The sequence below is a fragment of the Bacillus cereus group sp. BfR-BA-01524 genome (genome assembly GCF_022662595.1).
Taxonomy (GTDB): Bacteria; Bacillota; Bacilli; order Bacillales; family Bacillaceae_G; genus Bacillus_A; species Bacillus_A thuringiensis_S.
Genome location: NZ_JAKUDW010000005.1, coordinates 62888 through 86147 on the forward strand (window position 1 = coordinate 62888; position 23260 = coordinate 86147).

The following is a 23260-nucleotide window of genomic DNA, read 5'->3' on the forward strand; positions in this document are numbered from 1 at the left end:
TTTTATTAATATGAAATTTATTTACTTGCTTTCATTGCTTTATCTTTTGCACCAAAAGTGTATTTTAACATTGGTGGTGTAATCATTGTAGTTAAAATAACGACAATAACAATTGCTGTAAAGTAATCTTGCGCTAATAGACCTGAAGAAAGTCCTGTTCCTGCGATGATAAGTGCAACTTCACCACGAGAAACCATTCCAGCACCGATAATTGCAGAAGACTTAGCGTCAAATCCAGTCATGCGTGCACCAACACCACAACCGATTAATTTCGTTAATACAGCGATAATAGTTAATGCTAAGATGAACCAAATTTGATTGCCAATACCGTCAAATGTAATATTCATACCGATACTTACGAAGAACACGGGAACGAACATAGCGTAAGCGATTGGTTCTACTTTCTTTTCTACTTCATGTTTGTAGTTCGTTTGAGAAATAGCAATACCAGCTGCGAAAGCACCGATAATACCAGCAATTCCTAATAATTCGCCGAAATATGCGAATGAGAAACAGATGATAAGAGCCGCGCTCACGATAGACTCAGATACGCGTAGTGGTGATAACCAGCGCATAATCGCAGGAACACCTTTCCATCCGATTAAAATAATAGAAGCGAAGAATACAACTTTCTTCAAGATAACCATTGTTAAGTTAACATCATCAGTACCTAAGAAGCTCATTGCAAATGCTAATAAAATAACAACAAGAATGTCATCAAATACAGCGGCTCCAAGCATCGTCGTACTTTCACGTGTTTTCATTTTACCTAAATCACGAAGTGTTTGTACGGAAATACTAACACTTGTCGCACATAGAAGTAATCCTAAGAATACAGCGTTTCCTTGTTCCATTCCCATAACAAGACCGGAAACGTAACCACCTACGAATGGAAGAATGATACCTCCGAGTGCAACGGCTAAAGAAGAATTACGATTTGCATTTAATTCTTCTAAGTCTGTTTCAAGTCCAGCCATAAACATTAAAAGAATAACCCCGACATTACTTAATTGAGTTAGAAGCTCTGAATTTTCAATCCAACCTAATACAGCTGGACCGATAACGATACCGACAATTAATTTACCTAATACAGAAGGTTGACCTAATCTAACACTAAGATCACCAGCAAGCTTTGTACTTAATAAAATAAGTGCAATTTGAAAGAAAAATTCGAATTCCATCTGATCCTCTCCTCATCATTTTTAGTTTTATCATACGATTTCTCGGAATTTACCTAATGAAAATATGTAAAACCCATTAAACAAAAGGGTCTGATTACAAGTTCTTTTGAACTCGTAATTTGAACCTGTAATTAATATATAATAAAATTTATTAAAAATCAATGAAAAAATAGCAGATTTTCATGATGGAATTTGATTTAGGTATGAAGGGAATGGCTATATAATAAGAAGAAATAAGGCAATATTTTTAATGAATTGGAGAAGGAAACATGTTATTAGATAAACGCTTTACAATTGGAGAAATGGCAAAAATGCATAATATCGCAGAATCTACATTGAGGTATTATGATGAAAAAGGAATTTTTCATCCGTCCATTGTTGATCCTCAAACGAATTATCGTTATTATACAATCGATCAATTTTCACTGTTAGATACGATTAAATTTTTACGCCGGTTAAATATTCCGTTAAAGGAAATTAAGAAATATATTGATGAAAGAAATCCAACATACGCACTCAATTTACTGGAAAAACAACAAGAAATGATGCTGAAGAAACAAAGAGAAATTGAATATGCTTTAGCAAAAATGGAACATAGAATTCATTTAATAAAGAAGGCGACGAAAGCGGAAACCGATCGAATACTTATTAAAAAAATACCAAAAAGAAAAATAACAGCGATTGCAGTGGCGCCGAATACGACAGATGATATGTTTGATTATTATATCCATTCGCTTCAAAAAAATATGAAGCAAATGGATGATAGTCTATTTTCAGGAGATATAGGTGTGACAATTTCCAAAAAAGCATTCATGCAAAAGGAGTTTCAAGCATATAGCAGCGTATTTATTCTTTTGGATTATATGCCTTATCAAGTACATAGTTCAGATTCAATTAAAGCTGGTATGTTTGCGTGCGCTTATCATCATGGATCATATGAAGAAACAGGTGAAACATATAAGAAATTAATGGAATACATTGATCAAGAAGGATACGAAATAAGTGGAGATTCGATTGAGATTGGATTAATTGATTGGTCTGTAACAGAAAATCCAGAGGAGCAAGTAACAGAAATTCAAATTCCAGTAATGAAAAAATAGAGTGTAGGACTTCTATTAATTACAAACCTGCATCAATTCCGATAATTAAATTTCCTATTTTTTTAATTCTCTCTTGACCTTCAAGTTACTTGAAGGTTTAAACTGTGAACAGAGCGTTGAAAAAGGAGCATAATAGTATGGAAGCAACAGAAAAATTAAGAGAAAAACCAGTTAAAAGTTTATTTATTTCTTATTTAATACCAGCCGTTCTAGGAATGGTATTAATGTCAGTGAATATTGTAATTGACGCGATTATGATTAGTAGAGGAGTTGGGGCGAACGGTTTAGCAGGAGTAAACGTGGCTATTCCAGCGTTTTCGATTTTCTTCTCTATTTCATTATGGATCGGGATGGGCGGGGCAACGTTATATTCTATTGCATTAGGTGAAAATAAACGAGAAAGAGCAAGGTCTATTTTTACTCAATCCATGACGGTAGCAGTTGTTATCGTAGGTGTTTTAGCGGCTATTTGTTTATGGAGAATAGAAGATTTAGCGTACTTATTTGGTGCAAATGAAGTGATTTTACCATATGCGTTAGACTATTTACACGTATTACTAACATTTGGAATGATATACGTTTTAGAAAATATTTTAAGTACATTTATACGAAATGATGGAAATCCTAATTTAGCAATGGCTGGTCTTGTTGTAACAGCTGTATTAAATATACTGTTTGACTATATCTTTATTTTTATCTTTGGATGGGGCGTAACAGGTGCTGCTTCAGCGACTATTCTTTCAGCAGCGATTGGTTTCCTTGTATTATTAACTCATTTCTTTAGAAAAAGTAGCATTTTAAAATGGACGAAATTCCATTTTGAATGGGATACTGTCAAACAAATTATGGTGATTGGTTTCCCAAGTTTTACAGCAGAAAGCACAGTTGCAATCGTAACGATTGGTTTTAATATCGCATTTGTTCAATATGCAGGAGAAGTAGGAGTAGCTTCCTATGCGATGGTGAATAGTATTCATGCAATGACATTACTATTATTCTTCGGTGTTGGAGCAGCATTGCAACCAATTGCTAGTTTCCATTACGGGGCAAATTTATCAGAGAGACTTCGTGAAGGATTGAAGTTTGCTGTGAAAATTGCAGTTGTCCTCGGAGGCGTTGCGATAATTGTCGGATTATTCTTCGGGAAATATATCATTGGTTTATTTGATGTTCAATCTCCAGAATTATTGGAGTTAACCTTAACAGGTATTAGTTTATTCTTTATCCAATACGTATTTTTAGGTTATAACATTGTGTATGGAGAGTACTTCCAATCAGTGCGACAAACGAAGAAATCAGTACTTATTATAATGAGCCGAGGATTACTATTTATCATTCCATTGTTATGGATTATGCCGAAATTATTTGGGATAAACGGAATTTGGCTCGTTATGCCAGTTGCTGAAGTAATGACAGCAATTATCGTATTTACGATGAATCGTATGAAACATCCTGTTCCATTAAATATGGCAGGAGAGAAAGAAGCGATATGATGAAGAAAATCCCCTTAAGCAATTAAGGGGATTTTTTTATTCCTTTAAACTAATCGCAAAAGATCCATCCGTTTCTTGAACAGAAGCGAAAGCAACGTTTTTAATATTTGTAATTCCTTTTTCTTTTAATTCTTTATATAACCATTTTTCATCTTTATGGATTAACTTTAAGTTATCGTATTGAATTTGTGAATCGACGATAAGTGCAATTGGTAATCCAGCATACTTAACATCTATGTTTAAATCTTTTGGAGTTAATGGTACAAGTTCTCTTTTTGGTAAAATACTAATAGCTCCGTTCGCTTCTAAAATGGCGTATTCAATTTCATGAACACTCGGATATCCTGCAACGCGAAGATTAGAAAGTAGTTCGGCAATGGGATATCTACTTTTTTGTAAGTTCTCAAAAATAATATCACCATGTTTAATTAAAATGATAGGGTGTCCGAGAATAAAACGATTTAGTTTGTTGAATAGGCTTAATTTTGTAAGGAGTAAATGTAAACATGTAATAACAACCATACCGAGAAATGCTTGTAAAGCACCAGAGACGGGGATGGCCTGGAAAGCTAAATAAGATAAAAAAATTATAGCCCCAAAATCATGAGGAGTTAGTTGTGCTAACGCGGATTTACCGAGTAACTTAAGCGATAGTAAAAATAAGATGAAAAAGAACGACACGTTACATAAAAAGAGAAGCAATAGAGACACTCCTTCGTGTAAAGTTGTACTTACTATTCCCGAAAGTAATATAAATATTACCTTTCAGAGGATAAATTAGGGTTTATTGGAATTTGTCTGTATACAAACAAATAAATGGATATTATCATGAAGGAAGTAAAAGAAAATAGGAGTATATGAGTATGAGAAAGAAGAGAATAATAAAGTGCATTTTAGTTGTTATAATGATTTGCGCCGTATATGCGGGGTTTTTACAATATCACATTTATAAGCATGGACATATGAATGCAAGTGACGATGCTGAGTACATAATTGTACTAGGATCGAAAGTAAATGGAACGAAACCATCTTATTCATTGCAATATCGTATTGATAAAGCAGCTGAATATTTAAAATCACATGAGAAAACAATCGCTATTGTATCTGGAGGACAAGGAAAAGGTGAAGACATTTCAGAAGCATTAGCAATGAAACAAGGACTAATAAAACAAAACATCGCAGAAGACCGTATTATAATGGAGGACAAATCTACGAGTACAGATGAGAATATTACATTCTCAAAACCGTTAATTCCAGCCGATATGAAAAAAGGTATGATCGTAACAAACGATTTTCATATGTTTAGAGCGAAAAAAATAGCGGCCAAACAAGGTTTACAATTAGAAGGTCTTCCGGCAAAAACACCGAAACCAATCATCATTCCATCGAATGTACGAGAATATTTAGCAATTACACAGTATTGGTTTATGAATCGAATATAGTGAAAGTGATCCCGCCTGAAAATTCAGACGGGATTTAATTTGAGGAAAATCTTACAAATATGTCACGTTAGTGAAAGGTAAAGCGATAGTTTCTAGAATGGTTTCCTGACATAATGAAGGTAACAAAAACTATTTAGAGGTGAATCGGATGAAAGGAAATAATATTTTATCTTCGTTATGTTACTTTAGTATCTTTTTTGCACCATTTTTACTACCAATTATCGTGTACTTTGTTGCAGAAGATGAAGTGAAATATCACGCGAAAAAAGCATTTTGGTCACATGTTTTCCCATACGCAATCTTATTTGGAGGACTAGCAGTATCAGGCATGTACGGTTTAGGTTTTAATCAATCTGACGGTGCTGGAATTGGAATGATTATCACATATGCAGTGTTCATTCTTGTAGGAATTTACTATTTCATTTGGAATATCGTAAAAGGTATTAAAGTGTTGAAAACGGCGTAATAAGACAATGAAAAATTTCATTTATCGTATTCATAGACGTTTTAAAAAAAGAGCAATTCAAAAAAAGAATTGCTCTTTTTGTGCTTATAAGTTGTGAATATTAAAAAAGATGTGTTAATTTTTCATTATGAAGAGAAAAAGGAGTGATTTTCATGAATGAGATAATACATAAGATAGAGCAACACGTTTCAGTTCGTAAATATAAAGAAGAAGCAATTCCGAAAGATGTAGTAGAAAAGATGGTGCACGCTGCGCAACATGCGGCTTCATCACATTTTGTACAGGCGTATTCTGTTATATATGTAACAGATCAAGACCTAAAGGCTAAACTAGCAGAGCTATCCGGAAATCGCCATGTGAAAGACTGCGCAGCATTTTTTGTTTGTTGTGCAGATTTAAAACGACTTGAAATGGCATGTGAAAAACATGGTACAGAAATAAAGCATGAAGGAGTGGAAGACTTTATCGTTGCGACGGTAGATGCTTCACTTTTTGCGCAAAACTTAGCGTTAGCAGCAGAGTCATTAGGATACGGAATTTGCTATATTGGTGGAATTCGTAATAATCCGAGAGAAGTGAGCGAATTGCTTCATTTACCGGATAAAGTATACCCTGTATTCGGAATGACAGTCGGTGTACCAGATGAAGAACATGGAGTTAAACCACGTTTACCAGTAGCAGCAGTTCTTCATGAAAATGGATATGATGAAAAGAAATATGATGAATTATTAAATGAATATGATGAAACGATGAACTCGTATTACAAAGAAAGATCATCAAACAAGAAAAGCGTAACATGGACGGAATCAATGAGTTCGTTTATGTCTAAAGAAAAAAGAATGCATATGAAAGAGTTTTTAAGTGAAAAAGGATTAAATAAGAAGTGAGTAAAGAGGCAAACCTGTGATGCGGGTTTGCCTTTTTTTGAAGGAGAAATACCTAAGGCCAGAAAGTTGTCTATTCTTTCTGATCTTAGGTATTTTGTTTGTTATCATATACATAGAAATAAAAATTAATAATTTTTTACAAAAGTGATAGAAAATGAGAATAAAATGCCAATAGTAAGTAAAAGCAGCTGCTAAAGGGGAACTGAGGAAGGAAGAGGCTTATGATTTTCAATTCTGAAAAGGATTTAATTATAGCTATGAAAAAACATGATCAAGATGCTTTGAAAGAAGTGATTGATCAATATGGAAAATTAATTTTGTACATTATTCATAAATCATTAAGTACCCCTATTGAAAAACAATATGTGGATGATTGTTATAACGATGTATTTACTGTCATTTGGTTTAATATCGATCAATTTGATACAGAAAAGGGAAACTTAAAATCTTGGATGATTGGTATTACTAAATTGAAGGCATTGGAATATAAAAAGAAAGTATATAAAGAGAATAAAATCGATAAAGACGTAGAAATAGATACAGGTGTACATGATAGGTACGAAATAGAACAAGAAGAAGAGATTATGGAAATAGTTCAAGATTTAAATAAGAAAGATCGATATATTTTTTTAAAGAGGTATATTGATGGATATTCCATTGACGATATTGCGAAAGAATTAAAAGTAACGGCGGATTATATATACAATCGAATTTCTCGTGGGAAGAAAAAACTTCAAAAACTGTGGAAAGGGAGTGTGTAATATGGATAAAAGATTATTATCGATGTTAAATGAGCTCCAATATTCAGAGGAAGAAATTACACGTTTAGAGAAAGAAGCAAATGAGTCTATCAATATAGATAAGTATTATGTAAGAAATGGAGAGTTACTAAAAAAATTAACTTTACAAATGTTAGAAGAGTCAATTCGAAGTGAATTACAAGTTGATGAAGAAATTAAGAAGGAACTGTTATTAGACGAAGGGTATATGACAAATAATAAAGTCATACCAAATATATATTACGTAGGAGCTACTTTCTATTATTATCTCGTTTTAACAAATAAAAGAGTGATTATGAAAGGATTAGATTGTTATTTTAAAAAGACACATGAACATAGCATGCCAATAGAGGATATACAATCCATTTCGCAACATAAAAAAATGAAAAATGTCTTTGAGATTAAATATAATAACACTCATATACAATTTGGAAGTATTAAGTATGCACGTGAAGTTGCAATGATAGTTATGGAGTTAAAAAAGCGCGGAGTAAAAGTAGAAAAGTATACAGATTTTGAAAAAGGGTTTTTCTTATTTTTTAATATATTTGTGATAGTAAGTGCAGGTCTTTGTTTTATAAAATATTTAATGTAAAAAGCGGCATAATAGCCGCTTTTTATCGTTTTATCACGCTATTTTCCGGGCAGTAAGAACCCCATCTCAAAATTCAGGGGAAGCAAAGAAGTTAGGTGGGGATGAACAAAACCCCCACTGATTAAAGTTCCACTTTATTTAGTATTTTGATTTGAAATATTGGTCTTATGAAAGAACGATGATTGCTAATTGTAAACTGCCAATAAGGTCATTTAAGTTTTGATATGGAATACCCCGCCGGAAAATAGAGCAATAATTTCGTTTGAACATATCTGTTATTGTACGATTTAAAGCACCTTCTATAACAAGTTCAAACTTTCAATAAGAAGATACCCCCCTGTACAACTTAAAAGAATGTACGTAAATATTTTGAAAATCCGTTGATTAATCCATTTAAAAATAATTTGTCCTATAAACAAACCTAAAAAGACAATTGGAATGGCATAAAAACTTGATTCCCAAATGGTTTTGTTTGTGCCAGTAAAGAGTATTTGGGTTACTAGACTAATGAAATATATAAACAGATAAAAAGCTAATGTAGTTGCTCTTAACTTCTTTTTTTCAGTATTAGTTCCTGTAAAATAAAGTAATAGGGGAGGACCTGGCATACCGATACTGGTCGTTAAAAGACCAGATAATCCGCCAACTATGAAATCTCTAGATTGTGTTGATCTAACCTTAACGTTGCATATTAGCAATAATGTTAATAGTAAGAGTAGGATGCTAACTGCTAATTTAAAAATGTTTATGTTAACGGAAATGAAGATTAAAATGCCAAAAGGAACACCAACTATACTCCCAAAAATAAACCTTTTCAGTAGAACAAAATCAACGTCCATTCTTATTTTCCAAATGAGTGAAATGGAGATAATTAAAGATAAAATAATGTTTATTTGTATAGCTTCTTGTGGTAGAAATAACATAAGTAAGAAAGGGGTTGCCATTATGGAAAAGCCAAAACCTGTACTTGCTTGCAGAATAGAAGCCACTAATATAATACATACGAAAATGAATGTGATACCCAAAACAGCCCTCCTATTTAATTCAGTTTAACTAGTTAAAGTCTATTATTTAAGTGCAATATTTCACAAACTTGTTTATATTTTAACATAAATATCTAGTTTTTTCTCAAATAGTGTTGCCATATAAGGCTCTTTAACTAAAAAATCCGACTTACATTTTTAAACAATTTTATTATGGGGAAACAAATAATGAATGGGATCAAAATTTATTGATTATCATTAAATTATTCACTGAGATCCCCGCGATAAAACAAGAACAGCCATATAAAACTTACAAAAATACAACATATAGCTAATAAACTGCCAATCATTTGAGGAGAAAGAATTTCTAACAGCTCTCCTGTAAAAAACATCGATAACTGAATAAGAGATCCGTAAATGGAATAATGGAATGAAAAAACTTTACCCATCATATTTTCGTGTGTGTAAGTTTGAAGTAATGTCGTATCAAGTGGAACGATGATTCCTCCTGCTATGCGCATACAGAATAAAGTAATGATACCGATAATAAGTTGATCGGATAGAATGAATCCGAGAAAGAAAATTCCTTGTAATAAGTAGGCCCAACCGAATACTTTTTTCATTTTTTCTTTATTATGAGACATATAAAGATTAACGAGGAGGCTTCCAATCATAAGCCCAGTGCCTTGAACTGTATATAAAATTCCAATGTTAGTGTGGAAAATTCTCTCGGCATAGATCGTTAGAAGTAGTTGATAAGCGCCGCCAATAATGCCCCATGAAATGCCGACAAGAATTAATGTTAAAATGATTTTTGTTTGTAATATGTATGTATAACCATCTTTTATATCAGTGAAAAATGCTTTTTTCTTGTTACAAGTATTATGAGTAAGGATACTCATAGTATAAATAAAATAAGCTGAAATAAAGTATGATAGGCTATTTACTAAAAAAGCGAACTCAATATGTAAAGATTGTGCAAGTATCCAGCCCAAAGAAGCACCTATAATAGACATAAAACCAGTAATTGTACTAGAAAGAGAGTTAGCAGTTACGAAATGGTTTTGGTGTACGATATTTTTTAAAGTTGCTTGTTTAGCCGGCTCAAATAAACAAGAAAGTACAGATAAACATATATTAGCAATGAAAATAATCTCAATTTTATAGCCTGCGAGTAAGTATGTAAGGACTAGAATTCCCCGTGTAATATCGGTGGAAATCAAAATATTTTTTTAGAAAAACGATCTACAACTCCGCCAATGAAAGGACTAAGAAGAAGCGCTGGTAACCCTTTACTTATAAAAGTAAGTGCGATCATAAACGGCGATTCCGTTATGCTGTAGACAAATGTTAATAAAGCTACCGTATGAAACCAATCCCCAAGTACACTGAATGTTTGCCCATAAAATAGTTTATTGAAGTTTTTATTTGTTTTAAGAAGTGTGGAATAAGAAACTGACATAAATAGATTAATCCTTATGTAATGATGATGCTTGAACTTGTTTTTTCCATTTGCTTAAATACACTTTTTCCTCTGTAGGAAGTCCAACAGGTAATTGTGCGATCAACTCTAAACTATTTCCATCAGGATCGTTAAAGTATACGGAGGCGTGTGCTAATTCTGGAAAAACAATCGGTTCAATTGGCTCCATCCCAAAGTCTTTTCGTGCTGAAATTCCTTTTTGATTTAGCCAATATATCGCATTTTCTAAATCATGTAAGCTAACTTGAAAGGCGATATGTCGTAAAGAGGGGTGATAATGAACTTTATATTCTGCCCCTTCCCAAAGGCCGAGCCAACTTTTATTTTCTGTAATCCAAAAGAAAGCAATATTGTCTCCTCTTTTATATAATGTTAGGCCTAGTGATTCGTAAAAAGGAATAGATACTTTTAAGCTATGGACAGGTAAATGGGCTTCGTAAAGACCTTTAATCATTGTAATCCTCCTTAGTAAAATGTTTCTTATTCCATATTAAACGATATTTTGTTAGTTGAAATCGCAAATAAGAGGGATATAAATTCATACGAAAGTATGAAAAAAACAGCTCAAATATGAGCTGTTTTTCTATAGTTTTTAGTTCATTTGTCAAGGATAGGATATATTAATATCCGTATCCGCCGCCACCCCAACAGCTACATCCGATGATGATTAGAAGGATGAATAGTACGATAAGCAAAGCAAATCCACCGCCGAAACCAGCGCAACTTCCACCATAACTCATATGTTTTCCTCCTTTTTAGTAAGTTAATCTATATGGTTCATGGACTACTATATACAGTATGTTTTTTGTATAGAAAACGAGCCAGTCTCATTTATAATTAGACAAATGCCTGTAGATTCATTAGGATTGTATGTTAGTGATTTGTAAATAAATCTTTACATGATTCGTAATTTAGGCATAGAAAAATAAAAAATTGTAAAAAAAACCATTTTTTTATTTTTTTATGAGAGAATATGTACTATAATTTTACAAGTAATATTATGGGAAAAGGGAGTTTTAGTATAGAGATGGAGATGGGACAATTACAAAATAAAATAGAAAACAAAAAGAAAGAGTTAATTCAACTTGTTGCGAGACACGGATTGGATCATGATAAAGTTTTGTTATTTAGCCGAGATTTAGATATACTAATTAATAAGTTTATGAATGTAAAAGACAAAGTGCATAAATAAAAAATTTATAGTTTTTTATATTAAGATGTTTCGCGAAAGGAGAGGACAGTAATTGGAACATTTACAGGAAGAATTGTATAAACAAATAAAAGAAGAAAAAGGTACAGTTACAATTTTCTTAAAGAGTGGCGTTAGAATAGTAGGAGAAGTTGTTGGAGTAGATAAATTTACAGTTTTAATTTTAGTGGATGGAAAACAACAGCTTATTTATAAGCAGGCTGTATCAACAATAATGAAATAAGACACTCGTGTTGAGTGTCTTATTTCATTATTGCTTGCATGCCTCAACATCAATGCCGGCAGCGATTAACTTCTTTTCTCCATTTTGTTCAATAATTTTTTGTAATTTAGATAGGAAAGAATCAAAGTTTGTATGCTTTGCTACTTGGAATGTCATTTTATGTTCAATTGGTAGCCACGTATCAATATCAGCTTCGTTATGCTGGATTTTCACCTCAAGTTTATCGAGTGCATTAGCAACTTTTGCTTCGTACGTTTCTTTCGCTTCAAACTCCATCCATAAGTCATATAATTCTTCGCCGAGAGAACCTGTTAATGTTTGTTTAATATTTAAAATAGCTTCTAGTTCATTTTTTTGTTTTTGTAGTTGTAATTCGTGACTATTCATTGTATCAAAAGCAGGGATATCACCAGCTTCGGCTTCGACTAGGTCGTGAATAATAACCATCTTAAGTAATTTCTCAATATTTACTTTTTGATCCAAATAAGGTTCAACTAAAATGGCCATTAGAGACATACGCCATGTATGCTCGGCAACACTTTCTTGACGTCCGTTGGAAAGCCAGCTGTGTCGCATTTCATATTTTAATTTTTCTGCTAATGCAATGACTTGTAAAATGTTGTGTTCCATCGTGAGCCTCCTCATGTTTTTATACCATAATTCTAATATAGAAATGAAATGTGTCAATTTCATGAGTATATTGCGATAAACAGATGATAAGCGTATAATACATGTTATATGTGAAAACGTATTATTAAAATAAAAAAATGTTATATGAAAATGGAAAGGAAAGGGCAGAAATATGGGAGAAAAAAATCAAGTATTAGCTAGACCACAAAGAAGAAAAAGGAAGTTTGATATTTCTAGCCCAGTGGGCATCATAGTAGGTTTCATCATAGTGATAGCGGCGATTATGCTTGGTGGCGGTGGAATAAAAGCTTTCAAAAACTTTTTAGATATTTCATCTATTTTAATTGTCATAGGGGGAACGACAGCGACAATTGTTGTGGCATATCGATTTGGAGAAATAAAAAAATATACGAAAAGTATTTTCACTGTTTTACATAGAAGAGAAGAAGATTTAGAACAGTTAACGGATTTGTTTGTTGATTTTTCAAAAAAGTCTAAAAAGAATGGCTTGCTTTCTTTAGAGGTTGATGGAGAGCAAGTAGACAATCCTTTTATTCAAAAAGGAATTCGATTAATGTTAAGCGGTTACGATGAAGATGAATTAAAAGAAGTGTTATTGAGAGATATTGAAACGGAAGTGTATGAGTTAAGAAAAGGAGCAGCATTATTAGATAAAATTGGTGATTTTGCTCCAGCTTGGGGAATGATTGGTACGTTAATCGGTCTTATCATTATGCTCCAAAACTTACAAGATACATCGCAAATTGGTACAGGGATGGCAGTTGCGATGTTAACGACATTATATGGGTCTGTACTTGCGAATATGATTGCAATCCCTCTTTCGGAAAAAGTATATCGTGGTATTGAAGATTTATATACAGAGAAGAAGTTTGTAATAGAAGCAATTTCAGAATTGTATCGTGGACAAATCCCTTCTAAATTAAAGTTGAAACTGGATACATACGTATACGAAACAAAGGTAACAAAGGTAAAAAAGGTAAAAGGAGCAGCCTAATATTTCAAGGAGTGGTATGATGAGTAAAGGACCGCAAAAGGGATCGCCTCGTTGGATGACGACTTTTACAGATTTAACGATGTTATTATTAACTTTCTTTGTATTACTAGTTGCTACATCAAAGCAAGATGCAGTAAAATTGTCAAAGATGCTTGAAAAGTTTAGTGATACGGGGCAAGTAGATGCAAAAGTAATGGAAAATACAATACCGGATATTTCACATGAAAAAAATGATGAAAAAATGATCTCAAAAAAGAGAATGGACGAATTATATAAGAAGTTAAAATCGTATGTAGATAATAACGGTATTAGCCAAGTGAATGTATATCGAGAGGATACAGGGGTAAGCGTCGTTATAGTAGATAATTTAATATTTGATACAGGCGATGCGAACGTTAAGCCTGAAGCGAAAGGGATAATAAGTCAATTAGTTGGATTTTTTCAATCCGTACCTAACCCAATTGTTGTAGAGGGACATACAGATAGTAGACCTATTCATAACGAGAAATTCCCTTCTAATTGGGAGTTATCTTCAGCACGAGCGGCAAATATGATTCACCATTTAATTGAAGTGTATAATGTGGATGATAAAAGGCTAGCTGCGGTAGGATATGCAGACACAAAGCCAGTTGTACCAAATGATTCACCGCAAAACTGGGAAAAAAACCGTCGCGTTGTTATTTATATAAAAGAGTAGTATATTATTATTTTAATAATAAAATAATAAAAATACGAAAATTCTTTTAAAAAAATATTAAATTTTATCATTTTATTTTGTATAATGAGTGAGAATGATAAGGTGAAATATTAAGATATATTTATACATAGAAGGAGAGAATTAAAAAGAATGGCACATAAAATTTTAGTAGTAGACGATGCGATGTTTATGCGAACGATGATTAAAAACTTATTAAAAAGTAATGCTGAATTTGAAGTTATCGGCGAAGCAGAGAATGGGGTAGAAGCAATTCAAAAGTATAAAGAACTTCAACCTGATATTGTAACATTAGATATTACTATGCCAGAAATGGACGGGCTTGAAGCATTAAAAGAAATTATTAAAATTGATTCAAGTGCAAAGGTTGTTATTTGTTCTGCAATGGGACAACAAGGTATGGTATTAGATGCAATTAAGGGCGGGGCAAAAGACTTTATTGTAAAGCCATTCCAAGCGGATCGTGTAATTGAAGCTTTAACAAAAGTAGCAAATAGTTAATATAGAAGGGGTGCCACAAGGAATCAAAACAGTGATAGCGGATCGACGTGTGGCCCCCTTTTTTCTCATTATAAAACACTAAATTGTTATACATAAATGAAATGTTTGTTAGACAGGTAGGGGATAAAAATGCAAACAGATCTATTAAATATATTTTTCGAAGAGTCAGAAGAACATTTACAGTCGCTAAATGAAAATGTGCTAGTGTTAGAGCAAAATCCTGCTGATATGGATGTTGTAGGAGAAATATTCCGCTCCGCTCATACATTCAAAGGTATGTCTGCGAGTATGGAATTTACAGAGATGGCTGATTTAACGCATAAGATGGAAAATGTGTTAGATGAAATTCGTCATGGAAATATAGTTGTAAATGCGGATATTATTGATGTGATTTTTGAGTGCATTGATAATTTGGAGAAGATGGTTGCAGATGTGCAACAAGGTGGAATGGGCAATATTGATGTAGTCTCAACTAAACAGAAATTAGAAGCATTATTGAACGGCAATGTAGAAACTCCTACGGAACATATAGAGCAAAATCATATAGACAACGATGATGCAGTTTCGCATGAAGTGCATATAACAGTTGAACAGCAAGCAATTTTAAAAGCAGTACGTGCCATTATGTGTATTGAAGCATTGCAGAATGTAGGGAATATACAAAAAACAGCTCCGAGTATTGAAGAAATTGAAGCAGATGCTTTCGGATTTGAATTTACAGTATTTATGGATACTGATTGTAGTATAGAAGAATTGAAACAAGTAGTACTTCATGTTTCTGAAATTGAGAAAGTGGAAGTAAAGCAAGGAGAACCTATATCGAGGGAAGTAGCTTCTAAAAAATTCGTTACACAAGAAGTTGTGCAAGTAGAAGGAACGCTACAACCAGCTGTGGCTACGCAGGTAGAATCACCGATAGTGGCAACGAATCAACCTAAAAGTGCTATACCAGCTAAAAGTACTACAAAAACGAAAAATGCTAAAGTGGAGAATCGTTCAATTCGTGTTCAATTAGAGAAAATCGAAAGATTAATGAATATGTTTGAAGAAAGTGTAATTGAACGTGGGCGCATTGATGAATTGGCTCAAACGATTCAAAACAAGGAGTTAATTGAACATTTAAATCGATTAGGCGATATTTCAAAAGATATTCAAAACGTACTATTAAATATGCGTATGGTACCGATTGAAACTGTGTTCAATCGTTTCCCACGTATGGTACGTATGTTAGCGAAAGATTTAGGGAAAAAAATCGATTTACAAATTACAGGTGAAGATACTGAAGTAGATAAAATTGTTATTGATGAAATTGGTGATCCGCTCGTTCATTTAATTCGAAATGCAATCGATCACGGTGTTGAAACTGTTGAAAAACGACGTGATGCAGGTAAAAATGAGACAGGTACTATTAAATTAGAAGCCTTTCATAGTGGAAATCATGTCGTTATTCAAATTACGGATGATGGAAACGGTATTAATAAAGGGAAAGTATTAGAAAAAGCGATTAAAAATGGCGTTGTAACTGAAGCAGATGCGAATAGATTAACAGATCGTGAAGTGTTTGATCTTATTTTCCAACCAGGATTTAGTACAGCTGAAGTTGTATCAGATCTTTCTGGACGCGGTGTCGGATTAGATGTTGTAAAACATACGATTCATAGTTTAGGTGGACATTTAATTATTGATTCTGAGGAAGGAAAGGGAAGTACATTTAGAATTGAACTTCCGTTAACGTTGTCTATTATTCAATCTATGCTTGTTCAAACGAATGATAAGCGTTATGCTTTACCTCTTGGAAATATCGTTGAAGCAATTCGAATTAAGAGGGAAGACATCCAATCCTTACAAGGAAAAGATGTGTTAAATTATCGTAATCAAATTATTGAAGTGAAACATTTAAGTACTGTATTTGGTGAAAAAACAGTAGATGAGGCGTTTGCGTCATATGATGGTCAAATGGTTCCTGTGTTAATTGTTCGTAATACACATCGCAGCTATGGACTTATTGTAAACACAATTATCGGTCAAAGAGAAATAGTCTTAAAGTCATTAGGTGACTTCTTTGCAGAGAGTTCTAACTATTTCTCTGGTGCGACGATTCTCGGTGATGGACGAGTGGTCCTCATTTTAAACCCAGAAGGTTTATAATAGGAATGAAGGAAAGCTCCCCACTTGTATACAATTGGGGAGCTTTTTGGCTAATCGTTACTAATCTAATAATGGGAATACATACATATTAACGTTTTATATAATAAGTTTGCTAAAATCAAATGAGAGTTTATATTATTTGATAGAAAAACAGAAATGAGGAGGCAGGGAAAATGCCTGAGCAACACACAAAAGGGGATACGAGCACGATTGTGCTAGAAAAAGAAAATGAGCATTTAACGCCTCAAGAATGCGATATTCTTGGCGAAATTGCAAATATATCATTTGGTTCAGCTTCGACTGTATTATCAACGATTCTAAATAGGCAAGTAAGCATTACTGCTCCTCGCATAGAGTTGGTAGATTTATATGATTCAAGAGATGTCGAAGTTCCACATGTTGTATTAAACATTCATTTTACAAAAGGATTAGATATGGAAAACCTTCTTGTCCTTAAGCAAGATGTTGCATTGTCCATCGCTGATTTAATGATGATGGGAACAGGTGAAGTGGAGGACGGAAAAGAACTTGGTGAATTAGAGCTAAGTGCTGTACAAGAAGCGATGAATCAAATGATGGGATTCGCAGCTACATCTATGTCGGAATTCTTCCAAGATACAGTAGATATGTCTCCGCCGACGATTAATGTTGTAAAGTTATCAGAAGAAATGGAGAAAATCTCTGAAATCGATGGGAATCATACGATTGTTAAAGTGTCGTTTGATTTAAAGATAGATAATCTTGTAAACTCTAAACTTGTACAAATTGTTTCAGTTGAGCATGCGAAACAAATGGTAAATAAATTAATGCAATTATCTGGTGGAGTAGAAGAAAAAGACGAGACAGCAGAAGTAGTGGAAACTGAGATTGTAGAAGAAGTTGAAAAAGAGCATTTAACACAAGAAGAGAAAGATGTGCTTGGTGAAATTGCAAATATTTCAATTGGTTCCGCTTCAACAGTATTGTCAACGCTTTTAAATCAGCCGGTTACAATTAGTACACCAAATGTGGAAGCAATCAATGTTCGTCATTATGATGGAGTACCAGTGCCATTTGTTATTTTAAATGTTGACTTTGTTGAAGGGCTAAAGAATGAGAATGTATTCGTATTTACGAAAGATGTCGCCTTAACAATGGTAGATTTAATGATGATGGGAACAGGAGAAGTTGATCCGGAAAAAGAGCTTACTGAATTAGAACTGAGCGGTATTAAAGAAATTATGAACCAAATGATGGGGCACGCTGCTACGGCGATGTCAGAAATGTTCCAAGAAAAAATGGACATGACGCCGCCAAATGTTAAATTTGTAACGTTAAAAGAAGAAATGGAGTATTTGGGAGAGTCAATGGAAGTGGACGAACTCGTTCAAATTACGTTCAATCTTGAAATTGGCGATCTGCTTCAATCGAAAATGTATCAAATTTTGCCGATTTCTGAAGCGAAAGAAATGGTAAGGCGACTTCTGTATCCGATGGTGGAAGAAGAAGAGATTGCAACAGAAGAAATTGAAGAAGAAAAAATTGTAGAACCAGTTGTGCAACCAATTGAATTTAAAGAAGTAAAACAAATGGAACCAGTATATATGGACACGTCCATTCTACAAAATGTAGAAATGAACGTGAAATTTGTATTTGGAAGTACAGTGAAAACAATTCAAGATATATTAAGTTTACAAGAAAATGAAGCAGTTGTACTAGATGAGGATATTGATGAACCGATTCGTATTTATGTAAATGATGTATTAGTGGCGTATGGTGAACTTGTAAATGTAGATGGATTTTTCGGAGTAAAAGTGACGAAATCACTATAAGGCATTGAAATAGGAGTTTGAACTAGTAGATGAAAAACGTAAAGTTTTTTCTAATGAGTTGGCTATGCATACATGTGTGCTTGTTCTTCCCCTTGCAAAGTCAGGCTGAGGAACAAATTGAGCCAGATCAAAAAATAAATGAAGTGAATGTACAAGAAGAAAATAAGGAATCTCAAGAACCGCCAGAGCAAGTGGAAACGAAACAAGATGAAGAGAAACAAAAAGAAGCAGAACAACAAGAAGTAGCAAATAAACAATTGAGTGAAAGAAAGATAGAAACAGAACAGGGAATTATTACAGTAAATAAGCTGGAGCTTAAAGTTGGCGAAGAGGTGCGAATTGCTGTAGAACCAAATGGGAAAAACATTCAAAGTATGAAAGGTATATTGCAGTTACAAAAAAATGGCGAGCAATATGCGCAAGAAAGAATGTTATCTTTTGAGTATGATGAAGAAACGAAGAGCTGGGTTGCTAACTATAAAGCAGGGGATTTTGATTTGCAAGGTGATTGGAATCTTCAGCTCGTTCAAAGTTACAAAGAGAATGAGAAAGAAGAGCTCATAAAAAATGAAGTGAAAGTCCCGCTCATTCGTATTAAAAATGAAACGCCAACTATAGATAAAGAATTGCCAAAGTTACAGAAAGTTACTATTGATGAAGTAAAAGAGAACTTAGTTGAACGAAAACAGGGAGATTCTATACAAATACGAGTAAAAGCGTCAGATATAGAATCGGTTGTAAAAGAAGTGCGCGTTACATTAAAAGGGAAAGAAAATAAAGAGCTTTCCTTTTTATTAGACTACAACAAGCATGATATGGATTGGCAAAAAGTATTTGAAATAACAGAAGCATTGCCGGCTGGGCCATACGAATTACTTGTAGAGATAATAGATGCAGCAGGTAATAAACTTGTTGAGGAAAGTGAATATACCATTTCTGTTTTGGCGCCAAAAAACGAAGATGATAAAAAGATAGAAGAGAAAGAAAAAGAAAAAGAAGAAAAATTAGATGATAAACTAGAAAATGAATTAGAAGATAAGAAAGAAAATGAGAAGCAAGAAGATTCGAAAGTCAAAAACCCGCTTCCAGAAGAAAATTTACCAGTCGTTCAAATTCCGAAGCAAGATGAGATAGTAAATAAGTTTATAAAAGAACCGTTGAAAGAGAAAGAGGAATTTACTTACGTTATAAAAGAGCCGTTCGAAGACAACAAGGAAGTACATAAGGCGAAGGACCAAAAAGAGAAAAATAACAAACAAGTTGCCTCTAAAAAGAAAGAACAAAAAGAAGAACCGAAAGACAAGAAAGAAGAAAAAGGTGAACAGGGAGTGCAAGCTTCTGATGTGTTTACTATCATGTCAGGTTTATTCGTACTGTTTTTAGTTTTAAAGAGTAATAAAGAATGGGGCTAATTATTTCATAGTAGTGGAGGCGCTTAAATGGAGATTAAACGTACGACAATTGAAGATAAGGCGTTACAACCATTAAAACAGCCTGCAGCTATTTCGGAGCATGAAATCCAGAAAGAACGAAAGCGTAGCAATTTAGTGTTTACTGGACAGTCTAAAATTATTTCGAAAAATAATGAAATAGGTATTTTACTTGCAAGTTTAAGTGATGGAAAGATTATGAAGGAAATGCTTTCTAAAGAGATGGATACAGTGTTACAACTTTTTAAAAAGTTACATACGTTATCCGGAGAAGGTAAGCAAACAGAAAAAATATTTGAACAAGTAATTAGAAGCCTACAAGGGCTTGTTAAGCAGGCGCATATAAAAGAACTTCCTTTGTTAGATGGAACATATGATTTCGCTGAAGTACAACTATCATTTGGTAGAAAAGTACATATTCCGTTATTAGATGTGAGTGCACTTATCTCTAGAGTGGAAAGTGATTCTTCAGAAGGAAATATAAATTTGATGGTAACGGTTATTACTGCTTATATAACGAAATTGTCTAACGAAACAATTTTAATTAGCGTTACAGACCGCATTGCTAAAGATCAGGATGTAAGTGTATGGAGAGCGCTTGCGGAAATGAACATGACACAATTGTCACAGGCGTTGAAACATACGGTGCAAGAACATAAATGGTCTATGACGTTTCTTTTTCTCTTTATATGGATTGTCGGTATTATTTTAATTCGAGTTATGTAAAAAGGTCGTCACTCCATTGTGACGACCTTTTTTATATTTTTTCGTAGAAGAATGTATCAAATCGCTGAAGATTGTAACGTTCGGGTGTTAAAATTTGTTCCGTACTACCAACAAATAGTACACCGCCTTTTCGTAAAGAACGACTAAATTTTTCATAAAGTTTTACTCTTGCTTCTTCTGTAAAATAAATCATTACGTTACGACAAATAATCAAATCATAATTTGTATCGAACGACTGCATTAAAAGGTCGTGCTGTTTGAACGTAACGTTTTGTTTAATGTTTTGATGCAATGAATATATATCATTCTCTTTTGTGAAATGACGTTCTTTCAAATCATTAGGTAATTCCTTCAGAGAACGTTCTGTATATTGACCGCGTTTTGCGGTTTCTAAAATATGAAAATCAAGATCTGTTGCTTGAATTTCAAAACGAAATGGAGCTAGATGCTTTGATAAAATTAAAGAGAGTGTATACGGTTCTTCACCAGCAGCGCAAGCGGCACTCCATACCTTTAATTTTCCGCTATTTTGTTCGAGTAATTTTGGTAGTGCTTTTGACTCTAAAGTTTGCCAGCGTTCTTTATTTCTAAAAAACTCTGAAACGTTAATTGTAATATAGTCAATAAAATTTAAAAATAAATTTTGATCAGCGCGTAATTTGTTTAAAAAATTAGTGTAGTTTTCGAAGCCTTTTCTCGAAATGAAAGCATCGATTCTACGGCGCATTCTATCTTGTTTATAAGAAGCGATATCCATATTGAATTGTTGTTTAAAACTCGCGATAAAATGATCATAATCTTGTTCAATTATCATATTTACAATGGGCACAATAATGATATTGTGCCTCCCCCTTTACATCATACGAATTTTTTGTTCAAAGCTTTTTTTCATTTGCTTTTCATGTAATCCTGGTAAATCATAAATGACAGCATCAATACCTGCTTCTTTTGCAACATCGACAGGGATGACAGATGTATGTTTGTCCCCATTATAAAAACAGAGAACTAAATCAGTGTCTTCAATAATTTGTTTAACAAAAAACATATAATCTGATCGGTAAATGGAGTCAGAAGGATGATCGAAAGCAACATATTCGGCTCCGTGTTTTTTTAAGTAATCAACGACTTCTTGAAATTCATCTGTTATTGCTTGCAATGGTTGCAGCGTGTAAAGGCATAAATTTTGAGCGAGTCTTTCATTCTCAACGAAAAAACGAAGAACCTCATTTTCAATAGATTTATAACATAATATGTAAAATTTATGTTTGTGAGCATAGTCAGTTAAAAATTTTTTTATTTCTTCTTGATCTAATGCTGTTAATTGATTTGAACCACAAAGGAAAATATTCATAGAATTGTGCCACCTCATGCTAAATTGTAACATATCTTTTATAAAAAATAACTGCAAAATATTACTGTTCAGAGTATAATTATAAATAACTGGATTTTACGATTAAGTTTAGGAAGAAATAAAAAAATAAATAGGTGATATATATGCTACGTTCTATCTCGCATAATCCAATTTTATCGCATATACCGCCTGCTACTCAAATGCCGAAAGAAGCAAATGTCAGGACAGGACTTGCATTTTCGGATAATTTGCATGCAGATCCGAAAAAAGATAAATTACTAGAACAAATGGAAGCGTTTGTCGATAATATTGGAGAAATTAAAGAGAAAATTGAAATGGAATTAACGCTTGATAATGTAATGGAATACAAAAATACAGTAAAATCATTTTTGAATTTCTACGTTGATAATGTATTGCAGTATAAAGATGTCATGTCTCGTCACCCACGTTACGGATATTCACAGAAAATGACGATTGTGAAACAGGCAGAAATGGGATTGAATGAATTAGAAGATGTTATGAATTTAATTAATACGAAAACAGGACATTTAGAAATGTTAAATCAAATTGGAGAAATCCATGGTTTAATTGTGAATTTAGTCTTGTAAAAGAAAGGAAGCTATATGTACATACAATTATATGAAAAACTCGTTATTATTCAAAAAGCGTATGAAAATATTCAAGCGCTTGGAGAGCAAATATATGAGAATTTAAAAAATAAAAATGTAAATGCAGTTCAAAAATTGCAAGTAGAGCAATTGCAGTACATTGATGGTTTAAAAGGGTTATCAAGCTCATTAGAAGAAATGGTTGTTCAGTTCTGTAAAGAACAAGGAGTTGAATCGTTTCGTGTAAGTGCGTTATTTTCGTATTTTTCTCAAGAAGAAATTGAAAAAATGGAAGAATTACAAAAAAACGTAACTGAATTAGAAGAGAATGTAAAAATGCTTCTTTTGAAAAATCAATATTACTTAAACGTACTATTAAAAACTACAGAAAGTATTGTGGATTCTGTTTCTGAATATAACTTAGAGCGAAACAATAATTCGCAAATCTTTATGAACGAACTATTGTAAAGGAGAAGTGAAGCT

The 23260-nt window shown here is 33.1% G+C and carries 26 protein-coding genes and 1 pseudogene; 18 read left to right on the top strand and 9 right to left on the bottom strand.

Annotated features, from left to right (window positions below; translation table 11 throughout):
- Nucleotides 1–17: 17 nt before the first annotated feature.
- On the bottom strand, nt 18–1181 hold the full coding sequence (locus MR170_RS02890; RefSeq protein WP_029441888.1) for a cation:proton antiporter: 1164 nt from the start codon (nt 1179–1181) through the stop codon (nt 18–20).
- 269 nt (nt 1182–1450) lie between these two features.
- Here MR170_RS02890 and MR170_RS02895 point away from each other — a divergent pair, with 269 nt between their 5' ends.
- Entirely contained in the window at nt 1451–2281 is an 831-nt protein-coding gene (locus MR170_RS02895) for a MerR family transcriptional regulator (RefSeq protein ID WP_242307142.1), read from the top strand.
- Between the two features lie 137 nt (nt 2282–2418).
- Entirely contained in the window at nt 2419–3774 is a 1356-nt protein-coding gene (locus tag MR170_RS02900; RefSeq protein ID WP_053564855.1) for an MATE family efflux transporter, read from the top strand.
- Between the two features lie 36 nt (nt 3775–3810).
- Here MR170_RS02900 and MR170_RS02905 read toward each other — a convergent pair whose 3' ends face one another.
- Nucleotides 3811–4476 (bottom strand): DUF421 domain-containing protein, encoded by a 666-nt coding sequence (locus tag MR170_RS02905; protein ID WP_000923922.1) that lies wholly within the window; start codon nt 4474–4476, stop codon nt 3811–3813.
- 161 nt (nt 4477–4637) lie between these two features.
- On the opposite strand from MR170_RS02905, the gene MR170_RS02910 reads away from it, so the two are divergent.
- From MR170_RS02910 to MR170_RS02930, 5 genes are all read left to right on the top strand, one after another.
- Nucleotides 4638–5216: a YdcF family protein gene (locus MR170_RS02910; protein ID WP_016082201.1), complete on the top strand. Its 579-nt coding sequence runs from the start codon at nt 4638–4640 to the stop codon at nt 5214–5216.
- 148 nt (nt 5217–5364) lie between these two features.
- Nucleotides 5365–5682: a magnetosome magnetite crystal formation protein family gene (locus tag MR170_RS02915; RefSeq protein WP_000678056.1), complete on the top strand. Its 318-nt coding sequence runs from the start codon at nt 5365–5367 to the stop codon at nt 5680–5682.
- Between the two features lie 152 nt (nt 5683–5834).
- The gene (gene nfsA / locus MR170_RS02920; protein WP_016082200.1) at nt 5835–6569 is read left to right on the top strand and encodes an oxygen-insensitive NADPH nitroreductase; all 735 of its coding nucleotides are present in this window, start codon (nt 5835–5837) and stop codon (nt 6567–6569) included.
- Nucleotides 6570–6790: 221 nt separating this feature from the next.
- On the top strand, nt 6791–7330 hold the full coding sequence (locus MR170_RS02925; protein ID WP_242307144.1) for a sigma-70 family RNA polymerase sigma factor: 540 nt from the start codon (nt 6791–6793) through the stop codon (nt 7328–7330).
- Nucleotide 7331: 1 nt separating this feature from the next.
- The gene (locus tag MR170_RS02930) at nt 7332–7943 is read left to right on the top strand and encodes a PH domain-containing protein (protein ID WP_242307145.1); all 612 of its coding nucleotides are present in this window, start codon (nt 7332–7334) and stop codon (nt 7941–7943) included.
- A gap of 299 nt (nt 7944–8242) precedes the next feature.
- On the opposite strand, the gene MR170_RS02935 is transcribed toward MR170_RS02930, so the two are convergent.
- From MR170_RS02935 to MR170_RS02950, 4 genes and pseudogenes are all read right to left on the bottom strand, one after another.
- Nucleotides 8243–8968, bottom strand: a complete 726-nt coding sequence (locus MR170_RS02935; RefSeq protein WP_016082197.1) for a sulfite exporter TauE/SafE family protein — start codon at nt 8966–8968, stop codon at nt 8243–8245.
- Between the two features lie 221 nt (nt 8969–9189).
- Nucleotides 9190–10388: pseudogene (locus tag MR170_RS02940) on the bottom strand (MFS transporter).
- A gap of 7 nt (nt 10389–10395) precedes the next feature.
- On the bottom strand, nt 10396–10863 hold the full coding sequence (locus tag MR170_RS02945) for a VOC family protein (protein WP_088114210.1): 468 nt from the start codon (nt 10861–10863) through the stop codon (nt 10396–10398).
- 166 nt (nt 10864–11029) lie between these two features.
- On the bottom strand, nt 11030–11149 hold the full coding sequence (locus MR170_RS02950) for a YjcZ family sporulation protein (RefSeq protein WP_000120179.1): 120 nt from the start codon (nt 11147–11149) through the stop codon (nt 11030–11032).
- A 233-nt stretch (nt 11150–11382) separates the two neighbouring features.
- On the opposite strand from MR170_RS02950, the gene MR170_RS02955 reads away from it, so the two are divergent.
- Together MR170_RS02955 and hfq are read left to right on the top strand one after the other, a co-directional pair.
- Nucleotides 11383–11601, top strand: a complete 219-nt coding sequence (locus MR170_RS02955; protein WP_016082194.1) for an aspartyl-phosphate phosphatase Spo0E family protein — start codon at nt 11383–11385, stop codon at nt 11599–11601.
- 52 nt (nt 11602–11653) lie between these two features.
- Nucleotides 11654–11842 carry an RNA chaperone Hfq gene (gene hfq, locus MR170_RS02960; RefSeq protein WP_016082193.1) on the top strand — a complete coding sequence of 63 codons (189 nt, stop codon included), beginning with the start codon at nt 11654–11656 and terminating at the stop codon, nt 11840–11842.
- Between the two features lie 27 nt (nt 11843–11869).
- Here the strand turns inward: hfq and MR170_RS02965 are convergent, their stop codons facing one another.
- On the bottom strand, nt 11870–12472 hold the full coding sequence (locus MR170_RS02965) for an HD domain-containing protein (RefSeq protein ID WP_016082192.1): 603 nt from the start codon (nt 12470–12472) through the stop codon (nt 11870–11872).
- A gap of 172 nt (nt 12473–12644) precedes the next feature.
- Between MR170_RS02965 and MR170_RS02970 the strand changes: the two genes are divergently transcribed.
- The 7 genes from MR170_RS02970 to MR170_RS03000 all read left to right on the top strand — a co-directional run bounded on the left by MR170_RS02970 (nt 12645) and on the right by MR170_RS03000 (nt 20818).
- Nucleotides 12645–13487: a MotA/TolQ/ExbB proton channel family protein gene (locus tag MR170_RS02970; RefSeq protein ID WP_016082191.1), complete on the top strand. Its 843-nt coding sequence runs from the start codon at nt 12645–12647 to the stop codon at nt 13485–13487.
- 19 nt (nt 13488–13506) lie between these two features.
- Complete coding sequence (locus MR170_RS02975; RefSeq protein WP_016082190.1) at nt 13507–14184, top strand: OmpA family protein; 678 nt, start codon at nt 13507–13509, stop codon at nt 14182–14184.
- Between the two features lie 150 nt (nt 14185–14334).
- Nucleotides 14335–14703 (top strand): response regulator, encoded by a 369-nt coding sequence (locus tag MR170_RS02980; protein WP_000940568.1) that lies wholly within the window; start codon nt 14335–14337, stop codon nt 14701–14703.
- 129 nt (nt 14704–14832) lie between these two features.
- Nucleotides 14833–16851 carry a chemotaxis protein CheA gene (locus tag MR170_RS02985; protein WP_016082189.1) on the top strand — a complete coding sequence of 673 codons (2019 nt, stop codon included), beginning with the start codon at nt 14833–14835 and terminating at the stop codon, nt 16849–16851.
- Between the two features lie 173 nt (nt 16852–17024).
- Nucleotides 17025–18662 carry a flagellar motor switch protein gene (locus tag MR170_RS02990; RefSeq protein WP_016082188.1) on the top strand — a complete coding sequence of 546 codons (1638 nt, stop codon included), beginning with the start codon at nt 17025–17027 and terminating at the stop codon, nt 18660–18662.
- Between the two features lie 29 nt (nt 18663–18691).
- Nucleotides 18692–20074 (top strand): transglycosylase, encoded by a 1383-nt coding sequence (locus tag MR170_RS02995; protein ID WP_242307146.1) that lies wholly within the window; start codon nt 18692–18694, stop codon nt 20072–20074.
- A 27-nt stretch (nt 20075–20101) separates the two neighbouring features.
- Entirely contained in the window at nt 20102–20818 is a 717-nt protein-coding gene (locus tag MR170_RS03000) for a hypothetical protein (protein ID WP_242307148.1), read from the top strand.
- A gap of 31 nt (nt 20819–20849) precedes the next feature.
- On the opposite strand, the gene cheR is transcribed toward MR170_RS03000, so the two are convergent.
- Nucleotides 20850–21632, bottom strand: a complete 783-nt coding sequence (gene cheR, locus MR170_RS03005; RefSeq protein ID WP_000582875.1) for a protein-glutamate O-methyltransferase CheR — start codon at nt 21630–21632, stop codon at nt 20850–20852.
- 39 nt (nt 21633–21671) lie between these two features.
- Nucleotides 21672–22169: a flagellar motor switch protein FliG gene (locus tag MR170_RS03010; protein ID WP_017762968.1), complete on the bottom strand. Its 498-nt coding sequence runs from the start codon at nt 22167–22169 to the stop codon at nt 21672–21674.
- A 143-nt stretch (nt 22170–22312) separates the two neighbouring features.
- Between MR170_RS03010 and MR170_RS03015 the strand changes: the two genes are divergently transcribed.
- Both MR170_RS03015 and MR170_RS03020 read left to right on the top strand, forming a co-directional pair.
- The gene (locus tag MR170_RS03015; protein ID WP_000946323.1) at nt 22313–22777 is read left to right on the top strand and encodes a YaaR family protein; all 465 of its coding nucleotides are present in this window, start codon (nt 22313–22315) and stop codon (nt 22775–22777) included.
- 15 nt (nt 22778–22792) lie between these two features.
- The gene (locus tag MR170_RS03020) at nt 22793–23245 is read left to right on the top strand and encodes a hypothetical protein (protein ID WP_000275885.1); all 453 of its coding nucleotides are present in this window, start codon (nt 22793–22795) and stop codon (nt 23243–23245) included.
- The last annotated feature ends 15 nt before the right edge of the window (nt 23246–23260 follow it).

Excerpts from the sequence above, each read along its gene's own strand:
- MR170_RS02900 (WP_053564855.1), top strand. The coding sequence starts at position 2,419 with ATGGAAGCAACAGAAAAATTAAGAGAAAAACCAGTTAAAAGTTTATTT.
- MR170_RS02975 (WP_016082190.1), top strand. The coding sequence starts at position 13,507 with ATGAGTAAAGGACCGCAAAAGGGATCGCCTCGTTGGATGACGACTTTT.
- MR170_RS02915 (WP_000678056.1), top strand. The coding sequence starts at position 5,365 with ATGAAAGGAAATAATATTTTATCTTCGTTATGTTACTTTAGTATCTTT.
- MR170_RS02970 (WP_016082191.1), top strand. The coding sequence starts at position 12,645 with ATGGGAGAAAAAAATCAAGTATTAGCTAGACCACAAAGAAGAAAAAGG.
- MR170_RS03020 (WP_000275885.1), top strand. The coding sequence starts at position 22,793 with ATGTACATACAATTATATGAAAAACTCGTTATTATTCAAAAAGCGTAT.
- MR170_RS02955 (WP_016082194.1), top strand. The coding sequence starts at position 11,383 with ATGTACTATAATTTTACAAGTAATATTATGGGAAAAGGGAGTTTTAGT.
- MR170_RS02895 (WP_242307142.1), top strand. The coding sequence starts at position 1,451 with ATGTTATTAGATAAACGCTTTACAATTGGAGAAATGGCAAAAATGCAT.
- MR170_RS02945 (WP_088114210.1), bottom strand. The coding sequence starts at position 10,863 with ATGATTAAAGGTCTTTACGAAGCCCATTTACCTGTCCATAGCTTAAAA.
- MR170_RS02910 (WP_016082201.1), top strand. The coding sequence starts at position 4,638 with ATGAGAAAGAAGAGAATAATAAAGTGCATTTTAGTTGTTATAATGATT.
- MR170_RS02965 (WP_016082192.1), bottom strand. The coding sequence starts at position 12,472 with ATGGAACACAACATTTTACAAGTCATTGCATTAGCAGAAAAATTAAAA.
- MR170_RS02925 (WP_242307144.1), top strand. The coding sequence starts at position 6,791 with ATGATTTTCAATTCTGAAAAGGATTTAATTATAGCTATGAAAAAACAT.
- MR170_RS02995 (WP_242307146.1), top strand. The coding sequence starts at position 18,692 with ATGAAAAACGTAAAGTTTTTTCTAATGAGTTGGCTATGCATACATGTG.
- MR170_RS03010 (WP_017762968.1), bottom strand. The coding sequence starts at position 22,169 with ATGAATATTTTCCTTTGTGGTTCAAATCAATTAACAGCATTAGATCAA.
- nfsA (WP_016082200.1), top strand. The coding sequence starts at position 5,835 with ATGAATGAGATAATACATAAGATAGAGCAACACGTTTCAGTTCGTAAA.
- MR170_RS02950 (WP_000120179.1), bottom strand. The coding sequence starts at position 11,149 with ATGAGTTATGGTGGAAGTTGCGCTGGTTTCGGCGGTGGATTTGCTTTG.
- MR170_RS02985 (WP_016082189.1), top strand. The coding sequence starts at position 14,833 with ATGCAAACAGATCTATTAAATATATTTTTCGAAGAGTCAGAAGAACAT.
- MR170_RS03015 (WP_000946323.1), top strand. The coding sequence starts at position 22,313 with ATGCTACGTTCTATCTCGCATAATCCAATTTTATCGCATATACCGCCT.
- MR170_RS03000 (WP_242307148.1), top strand. The coding sequence starts at position 20,102 with ATGGAGATTAAACGTACGACAATTGAAGATAAGGCGTTACAACCATTA.
- cheR (WP_000582875.1), bottom strand. The coding sequence starts at position 21,632 with ATGATAATTGAACAAGATTATGATCATTTTATCGCGAGTTTTAAACAA.
- MR170_RS02980 (WP_000940568.1), top strand. The coding sequence starts at position 14,335 with ATGGCACATAAAATTTTAGTAGTAGACGATGCGATGTTTATGCGAACG.
- MR170_RS02890 (WP_029441888.1), bottom strand. The coding sequence starts at position 1,181 with ATGGAATTCGAATTTTTCTTTCAAATTGCACTTATTTTATTAAGTACA.
- MR170_RS02990 (WP_016082188.1), top strand. The coding sequence starts at position 17,025 with ATGCCTGAGCAACACACAAAAGGGGATACGAGCACGATTGTGCTAGAA.
- MR170_RS02930 (WP_242307145.1), top strand. The coding sequence starts at position 7,332 with ATGGATAAAAGATTATTATCGATGTTAAATGAGCTCCAATATTCAGAG.